The organism is Thalassotalea euphylliae, assembly GCF_003390395.1.
GTDB classification, from domain to species: domain Bacteria; phylum Pseudomonadota; class Gammaproteobacteria; order Enterobacterales; family Alteromonadaceae; genus Thalassotalea_F; species Thalassotalea_F euphylliae_C.
In genome coordinates this window covers 4,014,546-4,027,331 of sequence record NZ_QUOV01000001.1, presented here as the reverse complement: position 1 = coordinate 4,027,331, position 12,786 = coordinate 4,014,546, and the positions used below count along the sequence as shown (strand labels likewise).

The window sequence follows — 12,786 nt, the reverse complement described above, 5'->3', positions numbered from 1 at the left end:
TATAAAAAAAGCCCTCCAAAGCAACTTCAAACTAAAAACAAACTTCAGAGGAACGAGACATGCATTCTCGATGGATTCTTCGCTCGCTAATTGCTTCGGCACTAGCAACGAGCGCACAGGCGGCAGTGCTACCAGATGTGCAAAAATCAAGTAGCTGGTACAGCAATGCCGAGCAAGTGATCACAAACAAGCTTGCGCAAACAACCAAAGACAAAGCCAAAAATGTCATTTTATTTGTCGGTGACGGTATGGGAATTTCTACCTTAACGGCAGCACGTATTTTACAAGGGCAATTGGCAGGGCAATCAGGCGAAGAAGGTTATTTGTCGTTTGAAACTTTCCCGTATTCTGCGCAGGTTAAAACTTACAACGTTGACGCGCAAACCCCTGATTCTGCGGGCACAATGACGGCAATGATTTCAGGTGTAAAAACCGATGTTGGGGTTATCGGTGTTGACGAAGATATCGAACGTGGCAATTGCGCAACCGTTAAGGGTAATGAGCTAGTCAGCGCAGTTGAGCTTGCAGAAATTCGTGGCCTATCGACAGGTGTTGTTTCTACTGCTCGTATTACGCATGCTACACCAGCCGCTACCTATGCCAAATCGGCTGATCGCAATTGGGAAGATGTATCAGACATGCCAGAGTCTGCTGTTGCTGGCGGGTGTGAAGATATCGCCTCTCAGCTCGTTAATTTTGAGAAGAATTTAGAAATGCGCTTTCCTGGTATTGATGTAGACGGTATTGAAGTTGCCATGGGCGGTGGCCGTCGTCACTTTCTACCTAAAGATGCGGCATTTAACAGTGCTGATGCACGCAGTGAGGTAGAAGGCGATCGCACCGACGAGCGTGATCTGACTGCCGAATGGCAAGCCACGTACAGCAGTGGCACTTACGTTATGGACAAAGCGGGTTTTGATGCAATTGACGCTTCAACCGCAACCAAAGTGCTGGGCTTGTTTAACGAATCACATATGCAATACGAAGCCGATCGCGCCAACGATATTGCCGGTGAGCCTTCATTGTCTGAAATGACCAGCAAAGCGATTGATATCTTAGACAATAATGACAAGGGTTACTTGTTAGTGGTTGAGTCTGGTCGCATAGATCACGGTCACCACGCAGGTAATGCTTATAACGCGCTTTACGATACTGTTGAGTTCGCCAAAGCTGTGCAAGCAGCTGCTGACGCGACAGACCCTGAAGAAACTTTGATTTTAGTAACAGCGGATCACAGCCATGTATTTACCATTGCCGGTTACCCTAAACGTGGTAATCCAATTTTAGGAAAAGTGGTTTCAGTAGGCAGCGACGAGCCAAGTTTAGCCTCTGACGGCATGCCCTACACCACACTTGGTTACACAAATGGTCGTGGTTTTGCTGATTTAGGCAGTGAAACAAATGCTGACGCTATTTACGGCATTGACCCAAATTCGGGCCGTAAAGATATTTCCGCGGTTGATACTAAGGCCCCAGGTTTTCACCAAGAAACCACTATTCCGTTAAGCTCTGAAACCCATGCTGGTGAAGATATTTCACTTCATGCTAAAGGTCCAGGCGCACATTTAGCCCAAGGTGTTGTTGAGCAAAATGTTGTGTTTCATTTAATTAATCAATCCCTTGGCTTACTGAACGACTAGGAGTAGTGACATGAAAACTTTAAAAATTTTGTCGTTGTCAATTTTGGTCGCACTAACGGGCTGTGACGGTGACGATGGTAGCGACGGTACAAACGGCACAAATGGTACCAATGGTTTAAACAGTTTAGTGCTGCAAACCCCGCTAGCGGTGGGTAACGCCAATTGCTTAAACGGCGGCGTTCAAATTGACTCGGGTTTAGATGACAACGGCAACAATACGCTTGATGCTGGCGAAATTGATGCCACGGAATTTGTCTGTGCACCAACCATTACAAATGCTAACGGAGGTGCCGCTGATGTTACCAGCACCAATACTTGGTTTACCCAAGCTAAGCGTCGCGTTGAAATTGCACAAAACCGTGCTGAGGCAATTGAAATCGCCAAAGGCCAAGCGAAAAACGTAATCTTGTTTGTCGGCGATGGCTTAGGTATTTCAACCATTACTGCAGCGCGAATTATGGCGGGGCAGCAGGCCGGCTTAGCGGGTGAAGAGTACGAGCTAAGTTTTGATAAATTCCCATATTCTGGTTTTGTTAAAACTTACAACGTTGATGCGCAAACTCCAGATTCTGCGGGCACGATGACAGCGATGATGTCTGGTGTTAAAACCGATGTTGGCGTGATTGGTGTTGCCGAGGGGATATCGCGCAGTGATTGTGCCTCAGTCGCTGGCCAAGAGTTGGTTACTGCGCTTGAAATGGCCGAAATTGTTGGCAAATCAACGGGGGTTATCTCTACGGCTCGTATTACCCATGCAACGCCCGCGGCAACTTATGCAAAGTCGGCGGATCGCAACTGGGAAGATGTTTCCGACATGCCTGCCGATGCAGTTGCCGCTGGCTGTGAAGACATTGCTTCGCAACTTGTGAATTTTGAGAGCAATCTAGAAGCCCGTTTTACAGGCTTAGATGTTGACGGTATTGAGGTGATGTTCGGTGGTGGTCGTCGTCACTTCTTGCCAAAAGATGCAGCGTTCAATACTGGTGACGCGGTAAGCAGTATAGAAGGTGATCGCACCGATGGCCGTGACCTAACTGCTGAGTGGCAAGCTAAATACAGTGCTGGTCAATATGTTATCGACCAAGCTGGCTTTGATGCCATTAATCCTGCCACGACAGAGCGTGTTTTCGGCTTGTTTAACGAGTCGCACATGCGCTATGAAGCAAACCGCAGTGAAGATGCTCTAGGCGAGCCGTCGCTCACTGAGATGACAGCGAAAGCAATTGATGTACTGGATAACAATGATGAAGGCTTCTTCTTAATGGTTGAGTCGGGTCGCATCGACCATGGTCACCACGCAGGCAGTGCCTATAACGCGTTAACCGATACCATAGAGTTTGCTAAAGCAGTTGATGCAGCGGTTAAAGCAACGAACCTAGAAGACACCTTAATTATTGTCACCGCTGACCACAGCCATGTCTTTACCATTGCCGGCTACCCGAAACGCGGTAACCCAATTTTGGGTAAAGTGGTAAGTGTTGGTAATGAAGAGCCAAGCCTTGCGGCAGACGGCTTACCATATACCACTGTGGGTTACACTAATGGTCGAGGCTATAAAGACTTAGGGAGTGAAAACGATGCCGATGTCGCCTACAGCATGGAAATCGTCAATGACCGTCAAGATTTAACGACCGTTAACACCGAGTCTTCAGGCTTCCATCAAGAAGCTTTGATCCCGCTAAGCTCTGAAACGCATGCGGGTGAAGATGTTGGTGTCTATGCGATGGGGCCAGGTGCACACTTAGTGACAGGGACTAATGAGCAAAGTTTGATCTTCCATGTTATGAATCATGCTGCCAACTTTGTTGAGCAAGCGGACGAAGCACTAGAGTAGCAGTACGCAAGCGTTGAGCTTTTGGAATACCGAAAGCTCAGCCTTACCAATAAGTAATACAAGAAAGTAACAAAAAATAAGCAATAAAAGGAATTGGAAGGCGCTATGCGTCCTCCATCGTCAATGATGAAAATGACAAAATCAGTTAGTTTTATTTTACTGTTAACAAGCTTACCGGCTTTAGTACTAGCGGGTGAGGATGATAAGACAGACTCAGGGTTGCAATCATGCAATGCTGACTATTTAGTCGCGCATTTTGAGCAAAGCTTTGGTGATTCAAATGCGTATGCGAAGCATCACGCCGCAGCGCATGCTTTTCATGGTGAAGCGCATAGCAATCACAATACTCAAGAAAGTGCTCAGGAATTAGTACTTGTTCGCAAAGGCCAGCGGGTTGCTCATTATAATCCCAAACACCAAATTGCTAATATCTGGTATTTAAGTAAGCACAATCAACAGCAGTTAACCCGTGTTTTCGAACAGTACCAACAAGGTATTGAGTATCAATCGGATGAACTGAAAACTCCGAGTCAGTGGCACTATGTTCGCAGCTTGATCAAGCAAGATTTATTAACGAGCATGAGCCTCGAACAAACAAGCGAGCAAGGCTGCCAGCAAGTGAAACACTATGCACTAGAAACAGCAACACATGAGTATCAGCTTAAATGGTTATCTGCTGTGGAGTTACCGCAAGAGCTTGTTGTGACGAATAAAGACAATGGGCAAACAAACCGTTTGCAGTTAACTAAACTCGAAAACGATCAAGTAGTGGCTAAGCAAGCTGCTCATCAACAGTTTGCCAAGTGGGACGCATTGCCAACAACTGACTATGCGGATGTCGGCGACAACGAAAATAACCCGTTTTTAGCGAAGATGATCAACCAGGGCTTTTCCGGTGCTACGAACCAAAGTGGTCACCATCATCACTAGTAGTTGCGCCCTTCATCATTGTTTTTTAGCGAAGCGATTGAATGCCAAATATGCCGCTAGCCTTTTTAGCAAAAGGATTTGGCATTCAAGTCAGTCTTCTAATATTGTTAGCAGACTCAGTGGTTAGCTGCGCTGGGCTAAAAAATAGAATCCGGGTTTGAGCTCAGACTTGACACATGTATGCTTGGCTTTTTTTGAACCCAAGGTTTTTACTGGGCGACATTTAAGCTTTTGCGCCTTGGCACCATATTTTTCAACATAATCGGCAGCCTCTTGATTAGCTAATGCTAAAAAATCCGCGGGTAGCTTTTCATCCAGCATTTGCAGTGGCTTTTTCCATGCTTTGGTTTTTTGCTCATTGGCAACGGTAAGCCAAGCATAGCTTTTCTTTAAGTCTTGCGCAGTACCTTGGCTATTCAAATACATAGTGCCAACAATGTATTGCGCTCTCTTATCTCCTCGCTTTGCTATTTCCTCAAGTGCAGGCAAGGCTTTGGTAAAGTCTTTTGCTTGGTAAAGAGCTAATGCTTGTTTGATATCTTGCTGGTAGGTATCAATAGCAATTAAATCGTTTTGGTTTGAACGAGCATGGCTGGTGGGGCTTATCACTAGTATTAGCGCCAGTGAACTAGTGATCATGACTTTGTTTAAATACAGTAGGCTGGCTTTCATCTTGATACTCTCTGGTTAACTCCATGTCAGCCTGTATTTTAATGAAGCAAATTCACGATAGAGATGTCGAAATGTAACAGGGTATTTAATACTGTTATTCTTGACACAAATCTTGATAAGATCTTGATTCTTCTTAGCTACCACACCTGCATTCTTTAATGAAAAATTTGCTCCGAATTCTGTGCTCAAGCGCCTATGCCGCTATCGCGATTGCTTTTGTAACTAGTGTATTTATAGCAAGCTCGGTTAAGGTGTTTGCAGCAGCATCTTTTGAAGTTGACCATCAACCTGATTTTGGCCAACTAAAAGGCTTTAAGGGCAGTGAATTGTGTATCGTTGCTGACAATACGCAGCAATACATTGTGCAAAATCCTGATGACGAAAAAGCGGTGCACCATGGTGCTGTGATTGGCAATAACGTTTCTCTTGAGCGGGTTAACGAAACTCTGGCATTTTTGTGCGAGACCTACCGCAGCGACGTCAGAGCAGGGCGGCCGAGTCGATTGCATGATAACGCCTTTGTTAAAGCGAACTTTGATTTTGTTCGTTGGTATCCAGATAAACCAACAGCGACTAAAATTGCCAGCAGTAGCACGAATGAAGTGAAGTCGCGATTACTTAATAATATCCCTGAGCGGCAGTTATTTTTAACTAAGTATTATGCCAAGTTGCTCGATGGCAGCAGTGTGCAAACTGCAACCTTTGATCAAGCGCTTTACCAACTCCCGTTTGACGAAAAAGGGCTCTCTAAGCAAGCTGCAGAGCTCAAAAAAGAACAGCTCACTCGCTATAAATACACGCGACAAGAGGTAATAAAAGGTGCTTTGCTAGCAGGCAAGCTTGCCAAACCACTTGTTTGGATGACCGAAGAAGCATTACATGATGTGCTTTTGCAAGGTACGGGCGTGTTGCAGGTCGATGGAAATACGCGCTATTTTAACGTTCATCGCAATAATGGCATTGCTTATGACTACCATATCGGCAAGCGCGAACAAGCGCGTTATTGGTATTTCGCCGAAGTGCCAAGTATTCTCGGGTATGGGCAAGATTTGCCGAATAAAATTGCGATTAAACCGCAAGTCAGCTTAGCAGGTAACGTCAGGCAGCTCGGCTTAGGCAAATTGATGTTGCTTAACTATAAAGTTCGCGATAACACCACTCAAAGCGTTAACTCTGAAGGCACTAATTCTGAAGCTCGCTTAGCTATTTTGGCTGACGAGGGCGGTGCGTTTGACAATAATCTATTCCAATTAGACTTGCTCGCAGGGAGTTACCGCGGCTGGCAAGATTACTATGCTGCCAATAAACATTTGCCCGACTATGCAGATGTTTGGATTCTTCTTAAAAAAACTAATAAATAACACATGTAAACTATGGCTCGCTTAAAACAAACTTATGCTCAAAATGGCTTCTTCGGCATTGGCATTATGAATAATGTTGATGAAATCAATATTGGCACCCTATGGCGCTCTGCTTATATTTTGGGTGCAGCATTTATTTTCACCGTTGATAAAAAGTACAAAAAGCAAACCACCGATGTGGTTAACGCGTGGCAGAAAATTCCCTTGTATCATTACGACTCTATTGATGAGTTAGTAGCAAACTTGCCTTACGACACGCCATTGATTGGCGTAGAGTTAGACGAAAATGCGCACGATATTACACGCTTTGAACACCCTCACCGTTGCGTGTATTTACTTGGCAACGAACAATCTGGCCTGCCACCACAAGCGCTGGAAAAATGTCATCGACTAGTGCAATTGCCGGGTGATTACAGCCTTAACGTGTCGGTTGCGGGTAGCATCGTGATGTATGATCGACTGGCAAAACTTAGTTAACCTCATTACCTATTTTCCTTTTCAAATCTGGGGCGTCCCTAAACAGTTAAACGGAGTTATCCATGAATTTTACCCAAGAGCTGGCGTGGAATAATCGCCATATGGTGCGTACCGCCAATGTTGTTAAGCAATTAGGTGATTGCTCAGGCAAGCGCATGGCAGTGAGTACCCATCTAGATATTAAAATGCTGGCGTTCTACGAAGGGTATTTGCGCCAAGGTGGTGAATTGTTTGTCACCACGTGCAATCCAACCACAGTGCGTAATGAAGTGGTCGAATACTTGGTGTCGCTCGGTGCAGAAGCCAAAGCATGGAAAAACATGTCTGATCAAAAGTGGCAACAATCACTATATGACGCACTGGATTGGCAGCCACACTACTTGTGCGAATTTGGCGCGCAACTCGGTAGTATTTATCATCAAGGTGCTGGCGAAAGTGTGATTGCTAGCCTTGAAGGTACGGGCTCTGGGGTATCGGCGCTAAAAGATTTGTCACTTAAACATCCGGTGTTTAACTGGGATGATCTAGATGCTAAAGAAGGTTTGCATAATCGCCATATGGTGGGGTTAACCGCATGGCAAGCCTTTATGGAGCGAACTCATTTGTCGTTACATGAAAAGAAAGTGCTTATTGTTGGCTATGGTTTAGTTGGGCAAGGCTGTGCGGCTGCCGCTAAAGCATTTGGTGGCCAAGTGGTTATTGCAGAAAACGATCCTTCACGTGCATTACTTGCCGCCTATGACGGTTGGCACTGTCAGTCGTTAAATGAAGCAGCTTTGCAAGCCGATGTGATAGTAACCGCAACAGGCGTTGCTGGTGTACTTTCTGCTGAACTGTTAAATCAGTTAAAAGGTGGGGCGTTTGTGATGAATGTTGGTCATGTTAGTCATGAAATCAGGCTCGATGCATTAACCGATTATCAAGTGAATGAACTGATGCCAGAAATTTTCGAGTATCGCCGAGGTGAGCGTTACTTTTATGCGCTATCAAATGGTGCAATGTTTAACTTAACCGCTGGCTACGGTGATAGTTTAAATGCCTTTGACGTCTCGCTGGCATTGATGGCGGCCGGCGTTAAGCATATGTTTTCAGACAGTGATAATTTTAATGCTGGTATGCATATGCTACCTGAATATGCATGGAAGCCTTTTTTAGCATAACCAGCCTAACCAGCCTAACCAGCATAACTAAACTCTCTTGTAGATTTAAAGTCTAGATACATCTGACAAATAACACGCTAGCCGAACTTGTTAGCGTGTTATTGGCATCAAACAAGCAGCGGCGCGGATGAAACTGGCTGTATTGTATTTTCTGTACTTGTGCTCGCTGTTTGAACATGATCAACACTTTCTATTTTATCAGCCGCTTTGTCAGTTACTTTGGCAGCAGGCTCAAGGCTATGAGCGCTGTGCTCTGCGGGGACAAAACCTAATGGCGCTTCGATAAGCAATTGACGAATTTCGTCGATGTTGTCATCTTTCATTGCTTCAGTGATTTTATTGAGTAGCACCATCACTTCCGCCCAACTAATTGAGCGCTCGTTTGCGGTAAGAATACGCTGATGGTCAGTTGCCTGCGCATGGTCATCAATTAATAACTCTTCGTAAAGTTTTTCACCAGGGCGCAAGCCGCTGTATTGTATTTCAATATCGCCAGCAGGGTTGTTTTGGTCTTTAACGGTAAAGCCCATCATATGGGTCATTTTCACGGCTAAATCGACGATTTTCACCGGCTTACCCATATCTAGCACAAATACATCGCCACCTTTACCCATAGCGCCTGCTTGAATCACTAACTGAGCGGCTTCAGGGATGGTCATAAAATAGCGAATGATATCTGGGTGAGTCACGGTAATTGGGCCACCGCTGCGAATTTGCTTTTTAAACAAAGGAACAACAGAGCCTGACGAACCTAAGACATTGCCAAATCGCACCATCACAAAGCGCGTTTGATGGTCGCGCTTGGCGAGTCCTTGTAACACAAGCTCTGCCATTCGTTTGGTAGCTCCCATAACATTGGTCGGGCGTACCGCTTTGTCGGTTGAAATTAAAACAAAGGTTTCAACTTCACAAAAAACTGCCGCTTGGGCAATTTCATATGTGCCTAAAACATTATTGGTAATGCCTGCAATGACATTGTTTTCCACCATAGGGACATGCTTGTAGGCCGCCGCGTGATATATGGTTTGTACCTGATGAGTGCGAATAATACGGGTCATCAGCATGCCGTTTTGCACATTACCAATCGTCGGAACAAGCTCAATGCTTGTGTTGTGGCTTTGTTGGAACTCGTTAAGTTCTTGATTGATCTCGTATAAAAAGGCTTCGCTGACATCCAATAGAATGAGCTTGCGTGGGGTTTGGCTAATGATTTGACGACAAAGCTCTTTACCAATCGACCCTCCTGCGCCTGACACTAATACGACTTTCTCTTTTATATTGTCGCTAAGCAATGCTGGAATGGGCTCTACTGGCTCGCGGCCAAGTAATTCATCAACCGAGACTTCTCGTAACTCGTCAATTTTATGCTTGCCCGAAACCATATCGTGCATTGAAGGCACAGTGAGTAGCTCTAGCGCATAGGGTTCAAAAAAGTTGACGATTTCTTTCATACGCTCAGGGTTGACTTGCGAGACCGCAATCAGCACCTTAAATTGACCGTATTTTTTGATAAGCAGCTCTAACTGGTCTAGGCCATAGATTTTTGTGCCGTGCAGATTACGGCCTTTGTAGCGGGTTTTTTCGTCAACAATCGCTAATACATGGTATTTGTTACTTTGGTTTAGTGCGGTTGACAGTTGCCTACCAGTGCTACCTGCACCATAGATCACTACTTGGTCACGCTCTTCAAATAAGCGCTCTCCCACGGTAATTCCTACTAAGGCACGAGCCCCTGCAATAAGCAAAGTTGATAGTACGAGAAAAGAGAAAGGAATAGAGCGTGGCACAAACGCGTCGATCACTTGCGAAGAAAGGTAACAGACACACGCGGCACCAATTAAAATGCCTGTGATTTTAAGCGAGGCTTTGGCATTAAAGTAACGAACGATGGAAGAGTAGACGTCGAGCAAGTAAAAACAACTCAAAGTAAAGCCTGCGGTTAAGACAAATACGGAGAGCTCAGCAAGCGTGAACACATGCATATCGCCCCCTAAACGCAAGAAATACGACAGGAAAAAAGCGATGCTCAGCGCTCCTAAATCATAACTTAGGGCAATAACAAGCTTGATCTGGCTTGGGATCAGATCGATACGTCTACTCATGGGTTATACACCTTTTTATTATTTTTGTACTTCCGTTTTGGGGTGTATCCTTTTGAACCATGATGACAATATTAAATTAACTTGTCATTACAAATATTTACAATTTGGTAACCTTTTTGTTGCTTTGTTCCGCAAATTGTTCGCCAAGTTGCCTGATCGCTAAACAAGTTTGCGCAATTTCTGCTTCTGTTAAGGCTGGATGAACAAGGAACATCAAGCTGGTTTCGCCAAGCGCTTTGGCATTGCTGAGGGGGCTTGCTGGGCGAAAGTGAGTGTTATCAAATGCCTTTTCTTTATAAACTTCGGAGCAACTGCCTGAATAACAAGGGACGTCCAACTGGCTTATCGCCTGAATAACCTTATCTCTTGACCAGCCCTGAGGTAACTCCTCCAGTACGATAGTCACATAGCATTTGTAGTAGGCGTGCTGATAATCGTTTGACGGTTTTACCACGGTAAGCCAAGGTTGACGCTCACATTCTGCTAGAATTTTTTCCGCATTAGCTTGTCGAGCTTGCTGCCACGCAGGCATGCGCGTCAATTGAATACGACCAATGGCAGATTGCATTTCAGTGATACGCCAATTAGTCCCAAAACTTTCATGTAGCCAACGATAGCCGGGCGGATGTTCTCGTTCAAATACGGCATTGTAAGATTTGCCATGGTCTTTAAAGGCCCAGGCTTTACGCCATAAGGCTTCGTTGTTCGTGGTGAGCATGCCGCCTTCACCACCTGTGGTCATAATCTTATCTTGGCAGAACGACCAACAACCGACATCACCAATACTACCGACTGAGCGGCCTTTGTATTTGGCGCCATGCGCCTGCGCACAATCTTCGATAACAAATAACTTGTGGTCACTTGCCAATGCCATAATTTCATCCATATCGCATGGCCAACCCGCCAAATGCACACATATAATTGCTTTGGTTTTGTCTGAAATGACTGGCTTAATGGTTTGAGGTGTAATATTTTGGCTGGTTAAATCAACATCAGCAAATACAGGTGTTGCGCCTGCATTAATGACACAGCTAATTGATGCAATAAAGGTACGAGGGGTGACGATAACTTCATCGCCTTCGCCAATATCGAGCGCATGCAGGGCTAAATCGAGCGCTAGCGTACCATTAGCAACAGCAACGGCATGTTGGCAATCGGCAAACTGCGCAAACTCTTGCTCAAACTTACGGCCTTCTTGTCCTGTCCAGTAATTGACTTTGTTGGATAATAATACCTTTGATGCCGCATCCGCTTCTTCTTGGCTAAAGCTCGGCCATGGGGAAAATTTAGTATTTAACACGTAAAACCTTATAACTTTCGCGCTGGATTACCGACATAGGTGCCAGCTTGCTCAATATCTTTAATAACAACCGTACCTGCACCTAGGTAAACGTTATCCGCTAATTGGCGATTTTGAATAATAGTACTACCGACACCTGCCCAGACCTTATGGCCAAGTGTTACACCGCCTGAAATATTAGTTCCAGGTGCGATATGACAGGCGTCACCGAGCTTACAGTCGTGGTCGATAGTTGCGTTGTGATTTACTATCGTTGCGAGACCTAGCTGACAATTAACACTAACAACAGCATTGGCAAAAATTGCCGAGCCATCGCCTATGTTTGCGTAGGGGCTAACTACTGCAGCAGGATGAATCAAGCTAGCCAACTGACCGCCTGCTTTACGAATTTCCTCGATCATCTTCAGTCTTGCATGGTTATCACCGATGGCGACGATGAATTCGTATTGGTTCAAATATTTTTGCCATCCAGTATCCTGAGCAACAATAGGCCAATGGCTATTGAACTCTCTGTTAGGATAACTGGCGTCAGCAAAGACAATTTCCTCAAATCTCCCCATCGCCTGCGCACAATCGGCAACCACACGGCCATGACCCCCTGCGCCAATAATCATTAGCTTAGTCATCAGCTATTTCCGGTAAATTTGGTCATAGTGGCTTGACCTTGCGCTGATATATCACTGCGTTTTAACACTTTGTAAACGGTTAAAAACAGAATTTTAATATCGAGCCAAAATGATTGGTTATCTACATACCAAACGTCTAAATCAAACTTCTCTTGCCAGCTCAGTGCATTGCGGCCATTAACTTGCGCCCAACCTGTAATTCCAGGTTTAACATCGTGACGACGGGCTTGTTCTTGTGAATAAAGTGGCAAGTATTCAACCAATAAGGGCCTTGGCCCCACTAAACTCATATTGCCGATTAATACATTCCAAAGACCTGGTAGTTCATCCATGCTCGACGCACGTAGAAATTTACCAAATCGAGTTAAACGCTCAGCATCTGGCAGAAGGCTCCCTTCAGCATCTGTTTCACTGGTCATTGAACGAAACTTGGCCATATGAAAGGTCTTACCGTGCAAGCCAGGTCTTGGTTGTTTGAAAAGAATCGGGCTGCCTAAATTGATGCGAACTAGTATTGCGACGAGGATTATCAAAGGCGATAAAAGCAGCAAAACAGAGACTGCAATCGTGCAATCAAATAGTCTTTTTATCATTATTATTCTTATTTTGAGTTCAGCGCTAGAGTGCTTTATTTTAATTTTTAACCATAGTAAATTGATTACATAATAAAAATCAAAAAACTTA

11 protein-coding genes are annotated in these 12,786 nt (G+C 44.9%); 6 read left to right on the top strand and 5 right to left on the bottom strand.

The annotated features are described in order from the left end of the window. The first annotated feature begins 59 nt into the window (after window positions 1-59). The 3 genes from DXX92_RS17650 to DXX92_RS17640 all read left to right on the top strand — a co-directional run bounded on the left by DXX92_RS17650 (window position 60) and on the right by DXX92_RS17640 (window position 4,404). Window positions 60-1,640 carry an alkaline phosphatase gene (locus tag DXX92_RS17650; protein WP_116001985.1) on the top strand — a complete coding sequence of 527 codons (1,581 nt, stop codon included), beginning with the start codon at window positions 60-62 and terminating at the stop codon, window positions 1,638-1,640. A 10-nt stretch (window positions 1,641-1,650) separates the two neighbouring features. Beyond that, on the top strand, window positions 1,651-3,474 hold the full coding sequence (locus DXX92_RS17645; protein WP_116001984.1) for an alkaline phosphatase: 1,824 nt from the start codon (window positions 1,651-1,653) through the stop codon (window positions 3,472-3,474). Window positions 3,475-3,579: 105 nt separating this feature from the next. Further along, complete coding sequence (locus DXX92_RS17640; protein ID WP_147301986.1) at window positions 3,580-4,404, top strand: hypothetical protein; 825 nt, start codon at window positions 3,580-3,582, stop codon at window positions 4,402-4,404. A gap of 123 nt (window positions 4,405-4,527) precedes the next feature. Here DXX92_RS17640 and DXX92_RS17635 read toward each other — a convergent pair whose 3' ends face one another. Beyond that, complete coding sequence (locus tag DXX92_RS17635) at window positions 4,528-5,076, bottom strand: sel1 repeat family protein (RefSeq protein ID WP_116001982.1); 549 nt, start codon at window positions 5,074-5,076, stop codon at window positions 4,528-4,530. A gap of 158 nt (window positions 5,077-5,234) precedes the next feature. Here DXX92_RS17635 and DXX92_RS17630 point away from each other — a divergent pair, with 158 nt between their 5' ends. The 3 genes from DXX92_RS17630 to DXX92_RS17620 all read left to right on the top strand — a co-directional run bounded on the left by DXX92_RS17630 (window position 5,235) and on the right by DXX92_RS17620 (window position 8,074). Further along, window positions 5,235-6,437, top strand: a complete 1,203-nt coding sequence (locus DXX92_RS17630) for an MltA domain-containing protein (protein ID WP_116001981.1) — start codon at window positions 5,235-5,237, stop codon at window positions 6,435-6,437. A gap of 12 nt (window positions 6,438-6,449) precedes the next feature. Continuing rightward, window positions 6,450-6,914: an RNA methyltransferase gene (locus tag DXX92_RS17625; protein ID WP_116001980.1), complete on the top strand. Its 465-nt coding sequence runs from the start codon at window positions 6,450-6,452 to the stop codon at window positions 6,912-6,914. Between the two features lie 62 nt (window positions 6,915-6,976). Further along, window positions 6,977-8,074: an NAD(P)-dependent oxidoreductase gene (locus DXX92_RS17620; protein ID WP_116001979.1), complete on the top strand. Its 1,098-nt coding sequence runs from the start codon at window positions 6,977-6,979 to the stop codon at window positions 8,072-8,074. 107 nt (window positions 8,075-8,181) lie between these two features. On the opposite strand, the gene DXX92_RS17615 is transcribed toward DXX92_RS17620, so the two are convergent. The 4 genes from DXX92_RS17615 to DXX92_RS17600 form a co-directional block, all read right to left on the bottom strand. Continuing rightward, entirely contained in the window at window positions 8,182-10,176 is a 1,995-nt protein-coding gene (locus tag DXX92_RS17615) for a polysaccharide biosynthesis protein (protein WP_116001978.1), read from the bottom strand. Window positions 10,177-10,273: 97 nt separating this feature from the next. Then, window positions 10,274-11,476 carry a DegT/DnrJ/EryC1/StrS family aminotransferase gene (locus DXX92_RS17610; RefSeq protein ID WP_116001977.1) on the bottom strand — a complete coding sequence of 401 codons (1,203 nt, stop codon included), beginning with the start codon at window positions 11,474-11,476 and terminating at the stop codon, window positions 10,274-10,276. Between the two features lie 8 nt (window positions 11,477-11,484). After that, window positions 11,485-12,102 (bottom strand): acetyltransferase, encoded by a 618-nt coding sequence (locus tag DXX92_RS17605; RefSeq protein ID WP_116001976.1) that lies wholly within the window; start codon window positions 12,100-12,102, stop codon window positions 11,485-11,487. Next, window positions 12,102-12,695, bottom strand: a complete 594-nt coding sequence (locus tag DXX92_RS17600) for a sugar transferase (protein WP_116001975.1) — start codon at window positions 12,693-12,695, stop codon at window positions 12,102-12,104. Before DXX92_RS17600 ends, DXX92_RS17605 begins: the two co-directional genes overlap by 1 nt. Between the last annotated feature and the right edge of the window lie 91 nt (window positions 12,696-12,786).